This window comes from Alsobacter sp. P4_H11, assembly GCF_056400925.1.
On sequence record NZ_JBFUKI010000018.1, the window covers coordinates 13,454 to 31,948 of the forward strand.

At 67.5% G+C, this 18,495-nt stretch carries 21 protein-coding genes and 1 tRNA gene; 10 read left to right on the forward strand and 12 right to left on the reverse strand.

The genetic code is table 11. From position 1 onward, the window contains the following. Positions 1–38: 38 nt before the first annotated feature. Entirely contained in the window at positions 39–1,073 is a 1,035-nt protein-coding gene (locus AC1DSZ_RS23200; protein WP_476840681.1) for a MerR family transcriptional regulator, read from the reverse strand. Positions 1,074–1,334: 261 nt separating this feature from the next. On the opposite strand from AC1DSZ_RS23200, the gene AC1DSZ_RS23205 reads away from it, so the two are divergent. Further along, positions 1,335–3,218 carry a hypothetical protein gene (locus tag AC1DSZ_RS23205; protein ID WP_476840682.1) on the forward strand — a complete coding sequence of 628 codons (1,884 nt, stop codon included), beginning with the start codon at positions 1,335–1,337 and terminating at the stop codon, positions 3,216–3,218. A gap of 966 nt (positions 3,219–4,184) precedes the next feature. Here the strand turns inward: AC1DSZ_RS23205 and AC1DSZ_RS23210 are convergent. The 3 genes from AC1DSZ_RS23210 to AC1DSZ_RS23220 form a co-directional block, all read right to left on the reverse strand. Further along, positions 4,185–4,260, reverse strand: a tRNA-Leu gene (locus AC1DSZ_RS23210). A gap of 50 nt (positions 4,261–4,310) precedes the next feature. Next, on the reverse strand, positions 4,311–5,516 hold the full coding sequence (locus tag AC1DSZ_RS23215) for an FAD-dependent monooxygenase (protein ID WP_476840683.1): 1,206 nt from the start codon (positions 5,514–5,516) through the stop codon (positions 4,311–4,313). Positions 5,517–5,576: 60 nt separating this feature from the next. Further along, positions 5,577–5,825 carry a zinc-finger domain-containing protein gene (locus AC1DSZ_RS23220; protein ID WP_476840684.1) on the reverse strand — a complete coding sequence of 83 codons (249 nt, stop codon included), beginning with the start codon at positions 5,823–5,825 and terminating at the stop codon, positions 5,577–5,579. Positions 5,826–5,997: 172 nt separating this feature from the next. Here AC1DSZ_RS23220 and AC1DSZ_RS23225 point away from each other — a divergent pair, with 172 nt between their 5' ends. The 3 genes from AC1DSZ_RS23225 (at position 5,998) to AC1DSZ_RS23235 (ending at position 8,079) form a co-directional block, all read left to right on the forward strand. Next, positions 5,998–6,762 (forward strand): alpha/beta fold hydrolase, encoded by a 765-nt coding sequence (locus AC1DSZ_RS23225; RefSeq protein ID WP_476840685.1) that lies wholly within the window; start codon positions 5,998–6,000, stop codon positions 6,760–6,762. A gap of 146 nt (positions 6,763–6,908) precedes the next feature. Then, complete coding sequence (gene cysE / locus AC1DSZ_RS23230) at positions 6,909–7,763, forward strand: serine O-acetyltransferase (RefSeq protein WP_476840686.1); 855 nt, start codon at positions 6,909–6,911, stop codon at positions 7,761–7,763. A 103-nt stretch (positions 7,764–7,866) separates the two neighbouring features. Then, complete coding sequence (locus tag AC1DSZ_RS23235; RefSeq protein ID WP_188518833.1) at positions 7,867–8,079, forward strand: DUF3126 family protein; 213 nt, start codon at positions 7,867–7,869, stop codon at positions 8,077–8,079. A gap of 12 nt (positions 8,080–8,091) precedes the next feature. On the opposite strand, the gene AC1DSZ_RS23240 is transcribed toward AC1DSZ_RS23235, so the two are convergent. Further along, complete coding sequence (locus AC1DSZ_RS23240; RefSeq protein ID WP_476840687.1) at positions 8,092–8,820, reverse strand: hypothetical protein; 729 nt, start codon at positions 8,818–8,820, stop codon at positions 8,092–8,094. Positions 8,821–8,932: 112 nt separating this feature from the next. Between AC1DSZ_RS23240 and AC1DSZ_RS23245 the strand changes: the two genes are divergently transcribed. Beyond that, on the forward strand, positions 8,933–9,268 hold the full coding sequence (locus AC1DSZ_RS23245; RefSeq protein WP_476840688.1) for a DUF6949 family protein: 336 nt from the start codon (positions 8,933–8,935) through the stop codon (positions 9,266–9,268). A 70-nt stretch (positions 9,269–9,338) separates the two neighbouring features. Next, positions 9,339–9,878 (forward strand): gamma carbonic anhydrase family protein, encoded by a 540-nt coding sequence (locus tag AC1DSZ_RS23250; protein WP_476840689.1) that lies wholly within the window; start codon positions 9,339–9,341, stop codon positions 9,876–9,878. Positions 9,879–9,951: 73 nt separating this feature from the next. Here AC1DSZ_RS23250 and AC1DSZ_RS23255 read toward each other — a convergent pair whose 3' ends face one another. The 3 genes from AC1DSZ_RS23255 to AC1DSZ_RS23265 form a co-directional block, all read right to left on the reverse strand. Then, entirely contained in the window at positions 9,952–10,584 is a 633-nt protein-coding gene (locus tag AC1DSZ_RS23255; protein WP_476840690.1) for a transglutaminase-like cysteine peptidase, read from the reverse strand. 388 nt (positions 10,585–10,972) lie between these two features. Further along, positions 10,973–11,584, reverse strand: coding sequence for a PilZ domain-containing protein (locus AC1DSZ_RS23260; protein WP_244643974.1), 612 nt, complete (start codon positions 11,582–11,584; stop codon positions 10,973–10,975). A gap of 60 nt (positions 11,585–11,644) precedes the next feature. Next, on the reverse strand, positions 11,645–12,271 hold the full coding sequence (locus AC1DSZ_RS23265) for a PAS domain-containing protein (protein WP_476840691.1): 627 nt from the start codon (positions 12,269–12,271) through the stop codon (positions 11,645–11,647). 525 nt (positions 12,272–12,796) lie between these two features. On the opposite strand from AC1DSZ_RS23265, the gene AC1DSZ_RS23270 reads away from it, so the two are divergent. Together AC1DSZ_RS23270 and AC1DSZ_RS23275 are read left to right on the forward strand one after the other, a co-directional pair. Beyond that, a complete protein-coding gene (locus tag AC1DSZ_RS23270; RefSeq protein WP_476840692.1) occupies positions 12,797–13,609 on the forward strand; it encodes a rhomboid family intramembrane serine protease in 813 nt (270 codons plus the stop codon). 149 nt (positions 13,610–13,758) lie between these two features. Continuing rightward, the gene (locus AC1DSZ_RS23275) at positions 13,759–14,190 is read left to right on the forward strand and encodes a CBS domain-containing protein (protein ID WP_476840693.1); all 432 of its coding nucleotides are present in this window, start codon (positions 13,759–13,761) and stop codon (positions 14,188–14,190) included. Between the two features lie 13 nt (positions 14,191–14,203). Here the strand turns inward: AC1DSZ_RS23275 and AC1DSZ_RS23280 are convergent, their stop codons facing one another. The 3 genes from AC1DSZ_RS23280 to folE form a co-directional block, all read right to left on the reverse strand. Next, positions 14,204–15,250: a patatin-like phospholipase family protein gene (locus AC1DSZ_RS23280; protein ID WP_476840694.1), complete on the reverse strand. Its 1,047-nt coding sequence runs from the start codon at positions 15,248–15,250 to the stop codon at positions 14,204–14,206. 99 nt (positions 15,251–15,349) lie between these two features. Beyond that, positions 15,350–15,784 carry a phosphoribosyl-AMP cyclohydrolase gene (hisI, locus tag AC1DSZ_RS23285; protein WP_476840695.1) on the reverse strand — a complete coding sequence of 145 codons (435 nt, stop codon included), beginning with the start codon at positions 15,782–15,784 and terminating at the stop codon, positions 15,350–15,352. A gap of 78 nt (positions 15,785–15,862) precedes the next feature. Further along, positions 15,863–16,498, reverse strand: coding sequence for a GTP cyclohydrolase I FolE (gene folE / locus AC1DSZ_RS23290; RefSeq protein WP_476840696.1), 636 nt, complete (start codon positions 16,496–16,498; stop codon positions 15,863–15,865). Positions 16,499–16,655: 157 nt separating this feature from the next. On the opposite strand from folE, the gene AC1DSZ_RS23295 reads away from it, so the two are divergent. Continuing rightward, positions 16,656–17,111 (forward strand): iron-sulfur cluster assembly scaffold protein, encoded by a 456-nt coding sequence (locus AC1DSZ_RS23295; RefSeq protein ID WP_476840697.1) that lies wholly within the window; start codon positions 16,656–16,658, stop codon positions 17,109–17,111. 10 nt (positions 17,112–17,121) lie between these two features. Here AC1DSZ_RS23295 and AC1DSZ_RS23300 read toward each other — a convergent pair whose 3' ends face one another. Then, complete coding sequence (locus AC1DSZ_RS23300; protein ID WP_476840698.1) at positions 17,122–17,988, reverse strand: MipA/OmpV family protein; 867 nt, start codon at positions 17,986–17,988, stop codon at positions 17,122–17,124. 103 nt (positions 17,989–18,091) lie between these two features. On the opposite strand from AC1DSZ_RS23300, the gene yidD reads away from it, so the two are divergent. Beyond that, positions 18,092–18,484, forward strand: coding sequence for a membrane protein insertion efficiency factor YidD (gene yidD / locus AC1DSZ_RS23305; protein ID WP_476840699.1), 393 nt, complete (start codon positions 18,092–18,094; stop codon positions 18,482–18,484). Positions 18,485–18,495 lie beyond the last annotated feature (11 nt).

Sequence of the window (18,495 nt, forward strand, 5' to 3'; positions counted from 1 at the left end):
GCCTAAGGGCCAAGAAGCGACGGTTCGCCCACCCGGCCTCATGCCCTCGCGACGGCCCGCATTGCGACCACGCCTTCCGTCCTCGCTCGCACCGCAGGTGATGCCAGGCAGGTCACTACGCCTTCAAAGCCCGGGGCACCGGGATAGGGGGCCACCATAACGGGCGGGCTGTGATTGGCTGGACAGAAAATGACCTGCTCGAAGGGGCCCACCGATGCGAGATCCAGGAACGCGGACGAGCGCGTCATGGCGAACACGGGGCGCGCCAGCGCGCCGCGACGACGAAGCCAGGCACTGAGGGCCCGCTGGGCCGCTTCATCGAGGCCCTGTTCGATCAGGTCCACGACGACCGGGCCGGTTCCACCATCCTCCAGTGCTGCGAGAAGGACGATAAGGGCCGCAGACCTTTCCGCTCCCTCCTCGGCCATCCATGCCATCGCGTCCTCGACCCGCCCTGAGTTGACGGCATCGGCCGCAAGGTGCTCCGTGACGCTGTCGACCCCGGAGGCGCGGTCGAGGTCGAGGAAGGGAGCGTGAGGCAACACCTCGGAGAGCCGCAGGGCTAGCCTCGTCTTGCCGCTGCCGAGCGGTCCGACGATGTAGGTGATGGGCCGGATCTCCCTGAGTTCGAAGCGCTCGCCGCCCCATGGCCATGGAAGGTCGAAGGTCACGGCATTGGCCACTGTCGATGCAGCGAGGCGTGTCAGGTCCGCGATGTTGGGCCGTTGCCCCCGGGCGAGGCGGCCACGAATGGCGCCGGTCGACCTAATGGCATCCGCCAACTGGCCAGCTCGGGCTTCCAGGTGCGCCTGGTGGGTGGCTAGTGCGGCCTCGATCCCATCCGCCGCGCTGGCGACAACGCGTTGCATCTGCGCCATGCTGAAGCCCAGCGCGCGCAGCGCCACCAGGTCCGCAGCGCGCGCCATGACCTCCGGTCCATAGGCACGCCATCCCGCCTGCGTCCGCATCGGTGCGAGAAGCCCTCGTTCCTCATACAGGCGCAGGACCTTGACTGAGACGCCAAGCCGCGCTGCGGCTTCGGATGCGGTCAGGAAGAGGGCGGTGGCGGTCATGAATCACCTCGGTGCAGGAGCCCGAGGTGCTTATGGAGCCAGCCCTAAGGGCCGGGTCAACCCGTGGCGTCGAGTTGACGAGGCTGCTGCCGGATGCCTGTGACAGGACCATCCTGCTGACTCTCCGGAACCGGACGCGCCGATTGTCCGCTAGAGTCAATTACAGACAAACGGGAAAGGACACCGATTGTGAGCCAGCACACACGTCCTGGGAGCGCTGTCGGAGATCATCGAAAGGAGCAGGTAAACTCGGAGCCGGCCATGCCCAGAACGTTCCGTCTCGCCATCATTCCAGTCTACGAAGTCGGCTTCAATCCGACGGCCGCGCTCGGGCAAGCGATCGACGAGATGTTCATCGCGAACGCCGCGGGAGAAGCGGTGGTGCAGTACTGGAGCGATGTCACCGGCGGGTACCTGGACATCAAGCCGACCCGCCTTCCGTGGAGGCAGGCGCCGCGGGCCTTTGCTCCCCAGGACATCATGCAGATCCCGAATGTCGGGCCAAAGATCACGCGGCCGAACCTGCTTTCGCTCTTCAAGCAAGTTGTCGGCGACCTGCCGGGGATGTCCAACGGCGGACATGGCAGCTACGACGGGTTGGTCTACGTACTTTTCCCAGGCGCGGACAGTTCGATCCTGGACGCGAACGGAAACCCGATCCCTTGCCAGTTCGAGGGGGGCAACTGGACAACCGGCGGCGACCTTCCGACCGCGATCCTCCCTGCCGGCACGGCGAGTCATACGCATACGTTCTTCACGCATGAAGTGGGGCATCTGTTTGGGTTCCCAGACTCACAAGGCATCTTTCGTTGGAATGGAACAACCTGGGACAGCGGCTATGGCGATCCGCTAGAGATCATGTCGGCCCAGGCCTGGTTCACCGGCGATCCGACGTTTCAGGGCCAAGCGGTGGCGAACTGGCCAGCCATGTCGGGGGGAGGGCAAGCCACCGACAGCATGGGCCCGGCACCGTCTCTGGCCCTGCTGCATTTTTGGGACGCCAACTGCATCCCAGCAATTGAGATCCACGACCTCCAAGTCGCTGACGACAACACTCCGAGCTTCCGGCTGAACGCGGCGTACGGTGCCAATAAGTCCCGGCGCCTCGCTGTGATACGCGCTGCAGCCTCTGGAAAGCCAGAGCCGGCCGACGGCATCGGCCGAGTGTATTTGGAATTCCGCGATCGTCGGGGCTGGGATCGCGGTCTCGACAAAGTGGGCGCGCTTCGGACTCGGACTTCGGTGGTCGTTCACGTGGTGCAGTCCGCGCCGGGCATCCCACCCCAGCCCTACTACAAGGGACAGATTATCGTCCCCGTGGAAGTCGATACGGACCTGCAAATTCCAGGTTCCCCATTCACCGTGCGGGTACTCCAGTCAGGTGAAGGCTATGTCACGTTGAAAGTGACCCGGTCCGCCGCTCGCGGATTCAAGGTGGATGCCGAAGTCGAACAAGCCGGCGTCCAATTCAACCCTCACGTGCAGGCTATCCGCCTCACGCCGTGTGGTGATCGCCTGCGTTGGGGCACCTGGAAGACCAAGACGGTGGGAGTCTACACGGCTACAGCTTGGGGATACGGCGGGAGTGGTGGGGACATGTTTGGGCCAGGAGCACCGCCCGCACCGGGCGGGGGGGCTGGAGTGGCGGCAGCAGCGCTGACACTGAACTGGTTCGTTGGCGGGGTGCCGGTTCCCGAACAGCAGGCCGGGACGCTTGTTGGCTGTCAAGCGCCCGAGGGTCAGTTCGACCTTAGCTACGATCTCGACCTGGCCACGAGGAGGCTTCAGCTCACAAGCCGCTTCGGAGACCGATTCTCAATGCCGGTTCGGGCTCAGCTGATTGACAACGTGCTCGGCGGTTCTGAGAACCACGATGAGGTTTTCGAGGCTACAGGGTCGTACGTGGGTTACCCGCCTGAGGACGTGGGCAAGTTGGCGCGATGCGGTGCAAGACTTGCCAGCGAGTTGAAGATCGATCCCGACGTGTTCCGGTTGCCCGATGGCCGCGGTCCGCGACCGAATTGGCAGGACCGGTTCAAGGTTCTGGTGAGCCAATTCGAGGAGGTCCGACCACAGTCTGTTCGCACTCTGGACAAGTTGCGCCAAATTGGGAGCCTTATGGTGCAGCCGACGGAGTTCGGCTGATTGGGTGAGCCGCTTCTTTCAGTGCCTCGCCCTGTAGTCGGCCACCATCGAGGGCGTAACATCCGCCTCGTAGCAGATTGGCGCGTAGCCACCCGGTCTTGAATAGGCGCTTCTTCGCCCACAGGACCGCCCGCCGCGATCGGTTTGATACGGGCATGCGCACGAGCTCGGATAGTCCGAGATCGATGCGGCAATGATGAGCTTGGCGATTGCGGCTGCGGAGAGCAGGGCGCCCGGGGACACTTTCGGCTCGCTCGACTCATCCGGTTTCGGCCGGGTCTCCAGGACACGCTTAGTCGAGACCCAACCCTCGCGGGACGTGAGTGGATCTCGAACGTGCGCCCAGCCGTCACGTCGCTCAAGCTCGGCAAGCTCACGAGGTTGGTCAACGCGATCCAGAATGAGTGCCTTGCCGTCGGGGGCAGCGCGAAGCGGAACTTTGTGACCGCGAATAAAAACGGGCTTCGTGTCGCGATCTGGCTTGATTGCAGAGGTCGGAGGCGGGGCTGCGGGTCCGGCCGGAGAAGCGTTCGGCGGTGTGGCAGGCGAGGGCGCATCTCCGGCAGGAGCGGCGAGGCGAACGGGAGTGAATTGAGTTTCCAGGTGTGCAGCTGGCAGCGGCTGATCAGGGTGCTTGCCACTTGGGAGCAGCTCATAGACGCCGGCCAGGACGCCGATTAGCACGACGTAGCCGGATCCAGATTTACGCGGCATCCCAAGACGACCTTCTCTTCCGCATATTCTCGCCGAAGAGCGCGCTCCATGCCAAGGCGCCTTGAACGTGGCCTTCGCATTTGCCTGTATTTAGCTGCCCCAACACGAGCGTCGGGAGAGCTCTGGGATTTATGCGTCCAGCGCGCGTCAAGGTCGCAGCGTTGTGGCGGCGGGGGATAGGCGGGCTTGGCTAACCGCCTTGGCTAACTTCAATGGCTAACCGTGCTGCAAGGCACTGTTATGGCTCATCGTTGGTGGCCCCGGTCGGACTCGAACCGACACTGTAGCGATTTTAAGTCGCCTGTCTCTGCCGTTGGACTACGGGGCCGGCCGTGCGGCGCCCCTGTTTGCCGAGGCGCGGCGGGGAATGCAAGGCGTTCAGGTTTCGTCGGGTTTCCAGCCGTATAGCCAGTCGTAGCGCTGCATCAGGCGGGGGCCGGAGAGGCGGCTCATCACGAGGTTGCGCGCCAGCGCGAAGGGGCCGGAGAGGTGGTACGTGCCGGCGTTCTGGCGCGACGTAGCCTGGACCTTGCGGGCGCGGGCGCGGCGGTCGTTCTGGTAGGCGCGCAGCGCGCCGGGGACGTCGGCCGGGGTGCGGGCGAGTTCGCGGGCCAGCACGGCGGCGTCCTCGATCGCGAGCGCGCCGCCTTGCGCCAGAAAGGGCAGCACCGGGTGGGCGGCGTCGCCGAGCAGCGCGATGCGGTCTTGCGCCCAAGTTTGGCGCGGCTGGCGATCGAACAGCGACCAGACCTGCCAGTCGTCGAGGCGCGACAGGAGGCCGCCGAGTTCGGGCGCCCAGGTTCCGAAGCGCCGGCGTGAGGTTTCGGCGTCGCCCGGGCGGGACCAGCCCTTCTCGGCGTCGCGATCGCGCATCACCGCCACGACGTTGACGATGCGTCCGCCGCGCAGCGGGTAGTGGACAAGATGGGCGTCGGGGCCGAGCCAGAGGCCGGTTTCCTGCTTCTGGAAGCTCGGCGGCGCCGCCTCTATCGGCAGTGTGGCGCGCCACGCCACATAGCCGGTGAACGTCGCCTCGGTCGCGTCGCCCACCGCGGCGGCGACGCGGGACCAGAGGCCGTCGGCGCCGATCAGCAGCGCGCCGCAGTGCGTTTCCGGGCCGGCGGAAGCTTCCGCCAATACGGTGACGCCGTCGCCCTCCGTGTCGGCGCTCGTCACCGCGCGGCCGAACACGAGCCGGACGTTGGGCAGGCCGCGCACGGCGTCCAGCAGCAGCGTTTGAAGGTCGGCGCGGTGGACGACGTAGTAGGGCGCGCCATAGCGCTGCCGCATGGCCTCGCCGAAGGGCATTTCGGCGAGCTGGCGGCCGGAGCGGCCGTTCCGCACCACCAACCTTTGCGGCTCGCCGGCGGCGCGCGACAGCGCCGGGCCGAGGCCGAGCTCGATGAGGACGCGCGAGGCGTTGGGGGAGAGCTGGATGCCGGCGCCGACCTCCTCGACGCGGGTGCGGCGCTCCAGCACGGTCACCGCATGGCCGGCGCGGGCGAGCGCCAGCGCGGCCGTGAGCCCGCCGATGCCGGCGCCGGCGATCAGGATCGGCGCGGCGCCGTCCGGTTGGGCTGTCATGCGATGGGGTCCGTCGGGGGGACCTGAAGGGAAGGGGCGGGCGCCTGGGGCGCCGTCAACTCACGCGGCCTTGGGCGTCTCGTAGGAGCAGCCGGGCGGAACCGTCTCGTCGCCGTGCAGGCTGGGGTCGAACTTGAACAGGGTGGAGCAATAGCCGCAGAGGATCTCGTCGTCCGAGCCCATGTCGAGGAACACGTGCGGGTGGTCGAAGGGCGGGCGGGCGCCGATGCACATGAACTCGCGGGCGGCGATGCGGATGGCCGGCGCGCCGACATCATTCTGGAAGTGGGGAACGCCGACATCGGCCATGATGCTGCTCCGGAATGCGCCAGCGGCGCTGCGTCCAATGATTTGCGGCGCACCATAATCAAGCGGGCGGTCCTCCGCTAGTGGATCGAAGGGCGGGTCTGCGCCCGGCGCGGGTTGCGGGCCGGCGGGCGGCCGGACTACGGTCGCGCTCTTTCCTGCCGCCGGAGCCCCCATGCAGTACTTCGATTCCGCGGGCGTTCGCATCGCCTTCATCGACCAGCCGCCCGAGGAGGGCGCGGGCGACCCCATCGTGCTGGTGCACGGCTTTGCGTCCAGCCATGCGGTGAACTGGGTCAACACGCTGTGGGTGAAGACGCTGAACCGCGCCGGCTTCCGGGTGGTGGCGCTGGACAATCGCGGCCACGGCCAGAGCGACAAGCCGCATGATCCGGCGGACTACTCGTCCGACATCATGGCCGAGGACGTGCGTCGGCTGATGGACCATCTCGGCATCGAGCGCGCCGAGGTGATGGGCTACTCCATGGGGGCGCGCATCACCGCGCATCTCGCATTGGCGCATCCGCACCGTGTGCGCTCGGCGCTGCTGGGCGGCCTGGGCATCCACCTCGTCGAAGGCGTCGGCCTGCCGCTGGGCATCGCGGACGCCATGGAGGCGCCCTCCGTCGAGACGCTCACGAATCCGATGCAGCGCATGTTCCGCGCCTTCGCGGAGCAGACGGGCAGCGACCTGAAGGCCTTGGCGGCCTGCATCCGCGGTTCGCGCCAGACATTGACGCGCGAGCAGGTCGGCGCGATCCGGCTGCCCGTGCTGGTGTCGGTGGGGACCAAGGACGATGTCGCGGGCGACCCGCATGCACTTGCCGACCTGATCCCGGGCGCCGAAGCCTTCGCGATTCCTGGGCGCGACCACAACCTCGCGGTGGGCGACCGCACCCACAAGGAAGCCGTGCTGGCGTTTCTGGAGCGCCGGCCCTGACGGGTGCGCTGGCCGCGACCGTTCGCAATGGCGTGATCGCCCATTCCGCGCATTGGCGTGGATGCGGCGTGACACTAGATATGAGACACTAACCCCTGAAGCCGCGTCGCACCCTGCGCCGCGGCGTCTTCGTTGTCGGAGGGCGCATGTCCGCTCACGGTTTCAGCCAAGGCGTTGTCCGCAGTCCCCGCATCGAGCGGGTCGACCCGGTATGGAGCCGCATCCGCGAGGAAGCGGACGAGATCGTCCGGCGCGAGCCGACGCTGGCGAGCTTCATCGTGTCCACGATCGTGAACCACGACACGCTCGAATCCGCGGTGGTGCACCGCGTCGCGGCGCGGCTCAGCCATCCGGCGGTGTCGAGCGAGCTGATCGTCCAGACCTTCATGGACGTGATCCACCACGATCCCTCCATCGCGGAGGCGTTCCGGGCCGACATCATGGCGGTGGCCGATCGCGATCCCGCCTGCCAGCGGTTCATCGAGCCGGTGCTCTACTTCAAGGGCTTTCACGCCATCCAGACGCATCGCCTCGCGCATGCGCTGTGGCAGGTCGGCCGCAAGGACCTGGCGCTCTACCTGCAGAGCCGCTCGTCCGAGGTGTTCCAGACTGACATCCACCCCAACGCCCGCATGGGCAGGGGCATCTTCCTGGATCACGCCACCGGGCTCGTGGTGGGCTACACGGCCGTGATCGAGGACAACGTCTCGATGCTGCAGGACGTGACGCTGGGCGGCACCGGCAAGGAGCGCGGCGACCGCCATCCCAAGATCCGGCAGGGCGTGCTCATCGGCGCCGGGGCGAAAATCCTGGGCAACATCGAGATCGGCCAGTGCGCCCGCGTGGCGGCCGGCTCGGTGGTGTTGAAGCCCGTGCCGCGCAACACCACGGTGGCGGGCGTGCCTGCCCAGGTGGTGGGCAGCGCCGGCTGCGCCGAGCCCGCCCGCAGCATGGACCAGCTGCTCGCCGAAAAGCTCGGAAGCGACATTCCGGAAGCCTGACGCCGACGCTGTGTCCGGCGCCGGCCTTGCGGGGCCGGGCGGAGCGTGGCAAGTCCCTCCCCACGAAACGGCTGCGCCCACCGCCGCCGTAGAGGCCCAGACGATGGACAAGACCGAACTCGCCAAGCTGCAGGACTATTTCCGGCGGCTGTTCAACAACAACACCATCAAGGTGGTGGCGCGGCCCAAGAAGACCGACTCGGCCGAGGTCATGATCGGCGACGAGTTCGTGGGCATCCTGTCGCTCGACGACGAGGACGGCGACCGCTCCTACGCGTTCAACATGTCGATCCTGGACGTCGACCTCGAGGGCTGAACACCCTTTCGCTCAGCCGATGATCTTGTCGAGGAGGCGGCGCAAGCGCTCGTCGATCGCCTCCCAGTGCTCCAGCAGGCGCGATTCCATCCGCAGCTGGATATCCAGCCCATCCCGGCGAAATTCCGCGATGCAGACGTCGGGCAGTCCATCGGCCGCCCGGCCTTCCACGTCGCAGCGGGCGGCGAAGCGTCGCCCGTCCGGAGGGGCCAGCAGCAGCTGTTCGCCCGCATAGGGCGATTTGGCGCGAAAGCGTCGGCTGATCAGCCCGCCCGGACCTTCCTCCACGGCGCTTTCCAGATAACGGCCATAGAGCTCCGCCGCGCGCGTCCCCGCGTCGGGGCCGTCGTCTGCCTGCAGGATCGTGACCAGCAGCACGTCGCGGAGCGCCAGCGGGGCCTTGGCGGCGGCGGAGGGCGCGACCGGCTTGGCGGCGTCCAGGTTCGGCCAGGCGAGCGCGAGATCGAGGCGCTGCCGCGCGCCGTCCTTGCGCTGGGCCGGATTGCGGATCAGCTGCGACGGGACCGACACCGACACCCGGCCGACCGAGGCGGTCACGAGACGTGCGGGTTCGGGCCGCAGCGCCGAAAGCGCGAATGCGCTGGAGCCGACCACGAGGCCGCCGGCGAGCACGAGCGCGGCCGCCCGGAGGGTGTGGGTCTGGGGCGCAGGCGCCGGAACGACCGTGGCGGTGCGGCGCGCATACGCGATGGTGTCAGACAGGGAGGAGGCGGGGGGCATGCACGCAAAACTCCGGTCAGCCTTAACCAATTCTGAAGGAACATCTTTAACCAACCCTTAAGCCTCGCATAATGATCGCGCCGGCTCACCTCGGGCCGTCGGAGGTTTCTGCGTGTCCGTTTCGCTCTCGTTCGACTCCATCGAAGCCTTCAAGGCGCTCGCCATCGGCATCGCGGCCGCCGGCATGGTTGCCACCGGCTTCGAGGCCATGACGGAGCGGCGGGCGAGCTTCACGCTGCTGGAGACCGGGGGAGCGCGCGCGGTGGCGTCCGTTCCGCTCGTGGTGCTGACCGCGCCCTTCATCATCCTGCGCAACACCGTTCGTGGGCGGAAGCAGGATCGGCGGCGCATCGGGTTCGTGGCGCTGGCCACCATGATTGCGTGCCTGTGGGGGCTCGCATGCGGGCGCGTGATCCTCGAAATGGCGATCGCGATTCTCGGCTCCTGAACGCCTGGCCCTTGACGGACCGGACGGCGCGCCGTCCATTCGGCGGACGCAAAGCAGCCGGAGCCGTCTCATGCCGATCTACTCTCTCGATGGCCGCCAACCCGCTCTTCCGGCGCCCGGGACCTTTTGGATCGCGCCGGACGCGCACCTGATCGGCGGCGTGGAATTGTCCGAGGACGTCAGCATCTGGTTCGGGTCGGTGCTGCGCGGCGACAACGAGTGGATCCGCATCGGCGCGCGCAGCAACATCCAGGAAACCTCCCTGCTGCACACGGACATGGGCTTCCCGATGGTGATCGGGGAGGACGTCACGGTGGGACACCATGCCATCCTGCATGGCTGCACGGTCGGCGACGGGTCGCTCATCGGCATGGGGGCGACGATCCTCAACGGCGCGAAGATCGGCCGCGGGTGCCTGGTCGGCGCGAACGCGCTTGTGACCGAGGGCAAGGAGTTTCCCGACGGGTCGCTGATCGTCGGCTCTCCCGCCCGGGCCATCCGCCAGCTCGACGACACGGGCGTGGAGCGGTTGCGTGCGACGGCGCAGCACTATGTCGACAACTGGAAGCGCTACGCCAAGGGCCTGCGCCGGATCGACGTGGCCGAGTAGCGGCCGTGACTCAGGCCTGATGCAAAACGGCGGCCTCTATGGCCGCCGCTCCGTTTCTGGATCGCATATTGCTCTAGTGGCCGGCGACGATGAGGCCGGAGGGGGCCGGCTCGCCGAGCTTCACCCACTGATTGGGATGCTCCTGCGACTGGCGCTTGATGAAACCGTAGCCCGTGGCTTCCCAGCCCATGATCCGGGAGGTCTTGCTGTCGAGCACGAAGTCGCCGCGGTCCGTGACCACGGTCAGGATCGCGTGTCCGGCGCCGGTCTCGTCTCGAACGACCGTCATCAGCAGCGCCTGCCGGGGCATGCCTTCGCGCATCAGGATGCGGCGCTTCAGGAGCGCGATATCCTCGCAATCGCCCTTGCCGGCGTCCGGATAGGTCCACTTCTCGGAAACGCCGTAGAGGGTGATGTCCTCGACCTGCTCGATGTCGCTGTTGACCTGCTGGTTCACGCGGACGAGTTCGCCCCAGGTGGCGGCGTTGAGGGTGATCTTCTTGGGCGGGAGGACGGGGCCTTCGCAATCGTCAGCGTGGGTTGGGCAGAAATCGATCCAGCCGATCGGCGGCTTGACGTCCTCGAGCACCGGAGTCGGCGATACGGCGGCCGGGATCGCCCGGATCGGGTTCGATGCCTGCGCGCCGACGCTCGCAATCAGGCCGAGCCCCAACAGCCCGCATAGAACGCCCCCAAGAAGCCGCATTTGCCCCAGCCCCGCCATCATCAAGGTTAATGAACGGTAAAGAAGGGCATCCGGACGTGCAACCGTTTGGTTACGACATCGTTAACGCGCTTGGTTCATTTCCCCCGCGACACGCAACCGCAGGTAAAAACCCTGATAAAACAAAGATGAGCCGGCTCTCGGGACAAGAGCCGGCTCAAAGAACCCCGGCGATGGGTGTGTGGGGACACGCCGGGAATGTGGGCTGGGCCCGGCGCGTGGGGCCGCGCCGTCACGTGGCTTCGTGACGTTCCGATGATGGTTCAGAGCCTCTTCAGGAGGCCTGAAAGCAATCATTCAAATTGTAAGCAAGTGCGCCATTGGCGTCGTTCGGGAACGCGCCTGTCGCCGAGACGCCGCAAGCAGCACGCTAGAGCTGAACGTTCTCGTCGAAAGCCTGGTCGCTCAGGGTGCGCAGGAATTCGATCGCGATGCCGCCGTCAAAATGGCGGACGACCTTGCCGCTGGTCGCCCCGATCGAGACGGGTGAACCCAGAGGCGGCTTCACGGGCGAGGACACGGCCGCGCCAGAGAGCGAGACGTCGATGATGCGGACGCCGATCTCGGCCCCGTCCGGCGTGCGCATGAGCGCGCCTGTGGAGCGCGGGGTGATGCGCTCATGCCGACGATCTTCGGGCAGCCCGAGTTCCTGGCGGTTGGCGAACCAGGTGAGCTGCGAGGCGAGCTTGTCCTGCTTGCGCTTGGTGGCCGAGAGCGCGACCGCGAAGCCGCGCTCGTACTCGCGGACGATGGTGCCTTCGACGCGGCCCAGATGCTCCAGATAGATCACCACGCGCTCGCCCAGCTTGCCGCGCACGGGCGCGAACAGCGCGAGGCCGCCGGGCGACATGTCGACCGTCTGGCAGGGAAATTCCTGGCGGTTCTCCAGCATGAACCGGCCGAGCAACGTGACCCGCACGCGCTGGTGACGGCGGCGTTCAAGTGTCCGGGGGTTCGCCTGAATCGCCTGCATGATCGCCATCTGGGTCAATCGACGGACCGGGAGAGGCCCTGAAAGTCCCAGCATTCTCGCGCGACGGGGTTAACGGCGCTTTAGCGCATCGGATGAATCCGCGTCCTTCCCGCCCGAGAACACGAAGAGATGGCCGCGCCGCTCGGGACGCGCGAAGGGCAGGGCCTGCCGAGGGGTCGGAAGGCCGGGGCTGTCCAGGCGCTCGCCGGCGTAGATCACGCGTTGCGAGCGCAGCTCGAGCCTCTGCACCGGATCAAGCCCCAGCCGCGGCGGGACCGTAAGAGGGGAGAGGGAGCCCAGCATGCGCGCGTGCGTGCGCCCGCGGTGGCGCAATGGCAGGAGAAGCAATTCCAGGTCGCAGGCTGCGCCGTCGCGCGTCCAGGCGACAACGGATGCGACGGCCGGGGCGCTCTCGTTGACGATCATGTCGATCAGGGCGCCGCCCTCGTCGCGGGCGGTTCCTTCCCACAAGGCCGTGAAGCTCTCGCCCTTCAGTTCCTTTCCGACGAGTGCGGACACCCGCGTCCCGGCGATGCGGAACGGGCACGTGCGCTCGTCATCCACCTCGATCACGAAGGTGTCGGCCAGGATGCCGCGGATTGCGGTGGGGTCGATCTCGGATCGCTCCGGCGCGCAGCGCTCGCCTCTCAGCATGTCCCAATAGGCGAAGAGCGCCCGCGTGGCGGCGTGTTTCATGTCGTTGTCCCCGGGGCTTCCCAGCCCGGCCTCCGTCCCGCTTCGAAACAAAACCGATCCTCTTCCGGGCGGCGTGATCGGCCTCGAAGCCCCCTTGGACGGAGAAGTGCAGTCGCTGTGCCACGCCCGATCTTAACCTTAACCACTGGTTGACGTTGCGCCGGCGGCCTGTGTGGGACATGGTCCTCCTGCATCCTTTGCGAACGGCCTGTAGCTCCTTGGCCACCGCATCAACTTTTGGAACGCGAGGCAAAGACCGGGTTTCCGCAGGGAAAACCGGGGATAGGCGGGATGAAAGATCCTCCGCCGCGCCAACGGGAGAGCTTCGGCTCTCCCTTTTTTTGCCCATAGCGCAGGACGTTGGGCGCTTCCCGTTCCAGCTCTCGCGTTAACGTTTGCGGCCATCCTGGCGCGGGTGGATCAAGGCTCTTGCCCCAAAGCAGTTTCCCGGCTTGAACCAGGACCGTGCGCGGACGATGTTCAGGTTCCATCGCCGCCTCTGGCCCTTTCAGGAGTAGCCCGCGCGTGAGATCCGCCGCAGACGACCACGCGCCTCGCGAACCGATCTTCAACATTCCCTCGGCGGTTATCGGCGTGATCGCCGTGCTGGCGGCCATCCACGCTTTGCGGGAATGGGGGCTCGGCCCCGATAGCCTCGTGTACGAGATGGCGTTCATTCCGGCCCGCTTCGCGCTGCTGTTCGGGGCGGACCCGGTTCCGGGCCTTTCGGCCAGCCTGGCGCGCGACCCCGGCAACGTGGATCTGATCCAGCGGCTCGGGCTGGCCCGCGAGATCGTGGCCGAGGGGGCGAGCAAACCCTGGACGACGGTCAGCTACGCGCTGCTGCACGGCAGCTGGATGCACCTCACGCTGAACTCGGTCTGGCTGCTCGCCTTCGGTACCGCCGTGGCGCGCCGCTTCGGAGCCTTCCGCTTCCTGGCGTTTCTGGTCGTGACCGCGATTGGCGGAGCGCTGGGCCATTTCGCGACGCATGCTGGCGATGTCGGCCCCATGGTGGGCGCATCGGCTTCCGTGTCGGGCTGTATGGCGGCCGCGATCCGATTCGTCTTCCAGCCAGGAGCGCCGCTCGGCGCCTACCGGCTCACCGAGGAGCAGAGCTACAGGTTGCCCGCGCTGCCGCTCGGCGCGGTGCTGCGGGATAGCCGGGTGGTCACCTTTCTGGCCGTGTGGTTCATCATGAACCTCGCGACCGGGCTTGGCGCAGAGGAGTTGGGCTTCACGGATTCGGCCATCGCTTGGGAAGCGCATGTCGGCGGATTCCTGGTCGGCATTCTGGCGTTTCGCTTGTTCGATCCGGCCCCCACGGCCCTGGACTAAGCCCCAACGGGCGCCATTGCGCGCCTGCGACGATGGGCGCACACTCGCGCGACGGGTGGAGTCGCCGAGACCTCAGAACGTCACGCGACGCCCCCGCGAGCGGCGGCCGCACGCGCGGTCGCCAGGGATGGACACGAAAGGAGGGACGCATGACCGTCTCCCGCATTCTGTCGACCAAGGGCCGGGACGTCGTCACGATCCAGCCGCACCGGACATTGGGGGAAGCCGCCAAGCTGCTCGGCGAACGGCGTATCGGCGCCGTGGTGGTGTCTGGCTCGGACGGGGCCGTGCACGGGATCCTGTCGGAGCGCGACATCGTCCGCGCGCTGGGCAAGGCCGGTTCGGCCGCGCTGGACGACGCGGTGTCGCGTCACATGACCGCCGAGGTGATCACCTGCGCGCCGGACACGATGATCGTGGACGTGATGGAAGACATGACATCCGGCCGTTTCCGGCACATGCCGGTGGTGGAGGGTGGACGCCTGTCGGGGATCATCTCCATCGGCGACGTCGTGAAGCATCGCCTCAACGAGATGCAGCACGAGACGCAGGCCCTGCGCGAGTACATCACGGCGGGTTGAGGGCTCCCCGGCGTCAGTAGCCGCCCGGCAGCGCCTCCATGGTCATGGCGAGGTCCTCGAGGGCCTGCGTCATGGCCTCGTCGCCGAGCGCGATGCTCTCTTCGGCGCGATGGAAGTCGAACAGGCCGATGCGGCCGAGCTTTGGCTTGACGTGGATGTCCGGCGGATCGCCGGCCAGCCGCGACCGCGCGATGCGGTCCTGCGTGATGTTGAAGGCGTCGACCATCACGGTGGCGAGGCCTGGCGCGCCGCTGCTGCGCCGGACGAACTGGCTGATGCGGTTCGCCGCGCCGATCACGGGTGAAAACAATCCCTCTGCGACGATGGCTTCGGCCATCTCCTCCTGGGGCGGCTCGTCGGCGCCGCCGCCATGGTCGGGGATCACCGCGCCACGGCCGAACAGATCGGCATTGAGGTTGATCGCGATCACGAGGTCGGCCGAAAGGGCCCGGGTGGTGGTGACCGGGATCGGGTTGACGAGCGCCCCGTCGAAGAGCCACCGCCCGCCGAGCCGCACGGGGTCGAAGATGCCGGGCAGCGCGTAGGACGCCTGCAAGGCTTCCACCATGCGGCCGCGCGTCAGCCAGATTTCATGGCCCGAGCGCAGCTCGGTCGCGACGGCGGCGAACCGGGTGGCCACGTCCTCGATCCTGGTCTCGCCCAGGTCGCGCTGCAGGAGCGCCTTGAGGCGGTCGCCGCTGATGAGGCCGGAGCCGATGTGGAAGTCCATGAGCCAAAGGACGCGGCGCTTGGTGAGCGAGCGGGCGAACTGCTCCAGCTCGTCCAGCTTGCCGGCCGCGTAGCAGCCGCCGACCACTGCGCCGATGGAGGTGCCGACCACGACCTCGGGCGCGTAGCCGGCCCGTTCCAGCGCCCGCAGCGCGCCGATATGGGCCCAGCCGCGCGCCGCGCCGCCGCCGAGCGCCACGCCGATGCGCGGCCGCTTGCGCCGAGTCGCCGGCGCTGGCGTGACAGCCTGACCCTGCGGAGGTTCACCGCCGGACGAGGCGGCCCCTTCGGCCCGGGCGGGCATGCGCAATCCGAGTAATTCCTGGAGCATGGCCGATCCTCGTCCGCTCCTCCCACACCTGAGCGTGGCACGCGGACGTTACCGTTGTTTGAAGACCCGAACGGTTAACGGCCGAGCCCCCGTCACAGTTCAGCGTGATCGTGGCTGTTCGATGAAAACGAGCGCGGCGGGGCCCTTCGCCGGCATTTCGACGCGTCGGTAGAAGCAGGAGCGCCGCCCCGTGTGGCAGCAGCCGCCATCCCCCGCGACCGTGACCTTGAGGATCAGGCAGTCCTGGTCGCAATCGACCAGAATGTCGTGGACGGTCTGGATCTGGCCCGAGGTGTCGCCCTTGCGCCAGAGCTCGCCGCGCGAGCGGGACCAGTACCAGGCTTCGCCGGTGGCCAGCGTCTTTTCCAACGCTTCCTGGTTCATGTGCGCGACCATCAGGATCTGGCCGTCCTGCGCGTCGACCGCGATGGCGGTGAGGAGCCCGGCTGAGTCGAATTTCGGCGTCAGCAGCGCGCCTTCCTCCACAGCGTGCTTGTCGCCCCGGGGGCTGAGTGGAACGCAGTTCTCGCACATGGGCGGCTCCTGAACGCGAAACGGCCGGCCCTGGGCCGACCGTCGTCCATTAGCATGCCCGGCAGCGCCTGCCAGCGCTCAGCGAAAACCGCGCACCATGGTGATGAAGCGGGCCTGCTCGGCCGGGTCGTCCCGGAACACGCCGGTAAACTGGGTCGTCACCGTGCTGGCGCCCTGCTTCTGGACCCCGCGCATCGACATGCACATGTGCTCGGCCTCGATGATCACGGCGACGCCGCGCGGCTTGAGCGCCTCGTCGATGGCGCCGACGATCTGGGCCGTCATGGTCTCCTGCGTTTGCAGGCGGCGCGCGAAGGTGTCGACCACGCGGGCGAGCTTGGAGAGGCCGACCACGCCCTCAGCCGGGTAGTAGCCGATATGCGCCGTGCCGACGAACGGCACCATGTGGTGCTCGCAATGGGAGTGAAACGGGATGTCCTTGACGACCACCATGTCGTCATAGCCGCCGACATCCTCGAAAACCTTGGCCAGAACCGCCTGGGCGGCCTCGCCATAGCCGCGGAACAATTCCTCGTAGGCTTTCACGACCCGCTTGGGCGTGTCCAGCAGCCCCTCGCGAGCGGGATCGTCGCCCGCCCAGCGGATCAGCGTGCGGACCGCGGCCTCCGCTTCCTCACGCGAGGGGCGGGGAGGGGCCTCCCGGGCAGTCTCGATCGCGGGGCGGGGGGAAAAGTTTGTGACCACGGCGTCCATGATGGAGCCTCCACCGAACTGGAATGCACCCTATACGCCTTCAGCTTCGGCGTGGACCATAGATGCGGCGTCCGGTCGCGCGAAATTCTTCCGCGCCGCCGGAACCCTCGCAGCCGTCTGATCAAAGCCCTATATTGCGGTGAAAGGACGGTGGCGCATGCTGAACGACATCTACAACGCCAAGATACTCGAGCTCGCCGGCAATATCCCACGGCTGGGCCGCCTGCCTGCGCCGCAGGCGAGCGCGACCGCGCATTCCAAGCTTTGCGGGTCCACCGTGACGGTGGATCTCGTGATGGACGGCGATACGGTCGCGGACTTCGCCCATGACGTGAAGGCCTGCGCGCTTGGGCAGGCGTCCTCGTCGATCATGGCCCGGCACGTCGTGGGATCGACGGCGGCCGAGCTGCGCCAGATTCGCGACACCGTGCGCAAGATGCTGAAGGAAAACGGCCCGCCGCCGTCAGGCGAATGGGCCGACGCCGCCGTGCTGGAGCCGGTGCGCGACTTCAAGGCGCGTCATGCCTCTACGATGCTGACCTTCGACGCCGTGGTGGACGCCATCGGCAAGATCGAGGCGGCGCGTTCGGCGGGCGCTCAAGCGGCGGAGTAGGAACCGCCGTTCAGCGCTTCCAGCCGCCGCCCCCGAGCTGGAACGAGTAGCTGGCGCTGGCGCCGACCGAGAACTGGTCGCGCGACCCGAGATTGCGGACGATGGGGCTGTCCGCGGCCGAACCGGTCAGGCGGTCGTAGCCGCCGCGCACCGTGGTCGCCCACTGGTCGTTCCACTGATAGGTCGCCGAAGCGGCGACGCCCACGGACTTGATGCCCGGATCAGCCTTGTAGGGCGTCACCGCGCCGTTCCACTGGGCGTCCTGCTGGCTCACGCCGAAATAGGCGTTCATGTACTCGCCGCCCGCGATAGCAACGCGCGGACCGATCGCGAGGGTCAGGTTGCCGATGCGCTGCACGTAGTCGAGCGCCAGGCTGCCGACGAGGCCGTTATAGCCGTTGATGCCGTAGCGCAGCTCGCCGCGGACGCGCAGCGTGTCAGCCAACGGCCAGAACTCGCCGAAGAGACCGGGCTCCAGCGACCACTTGGCGTCGCGGATGCCGTAAAGGGCGCGGTTGTCCTCGCGGTAGCGGCCCGACTGGTAGCGGGCGACAACGCCGACGTTCCAGCGGCTGTCGCCGAACAGCGCGAAGCTGATGCCGTCGTCAGGAGCCTTGAAGCCCTCTGGCTCGTCCGTGCGGCGCAGGCTCAGCGACGGATAGGCGAGGAAGCCGTAGTCCTTGGAGCCTGGGAAATCGGGCGAAACCACCACGTTGCCGCGGACGGTCAGGAGCCAGCCGGCGGGCTGCGAGCCGACCGCGATGGGGGCCTCGACGGCGTCCGCCGCGTGGGCGGCAGAAACGCCCATGGCGGGCAGAACGATCGAGCATGCCACGCCCAAGGCGCGTGCGGCGACAGATCGAACGCGATAAACCATGTACGCAAAGCTCCGTGTGCGGGCCGCCGGCGAGCGGCTTCGAACCGCGGACGCAAGAGGCTTAGCCCAGCCGATGGCCGAGACGCAAGCAGACGTGAAGAAGATGCAAACGCCCGATCAGGGTGCCGCGACAGGGTTAACGAAACCCTACCGACCCGGCGCCTGGGCGGCGCATGGGCTGATCCGGCTGTATCAACTCACGTTGTCGGGCCTGATCGGGCGGCAATGTCGCCACTGGCCGAGCTGCTCGAGCTACACGGATGAGGCGATCGGCCGCTACGGGCTTTGGGCCGGCGGATGGATGGGCGCGGCCCGAATCTGCCGCTGTAACCCCTGGGGCACGGAGGGCGTCGACCTCGTGGCGGCGGCGTTGCCGCCCGGCGGGGCGTGGTATAGACCGTGGCGCTATGGGCTCTGGCGCGGCGTGAACGCCCCGGCGCGCATTCGATGCGAGGCTGTCGACACGGGCGACGGCGCGGCCCCGCCCTCGTCCTGACCGTCGCCCCT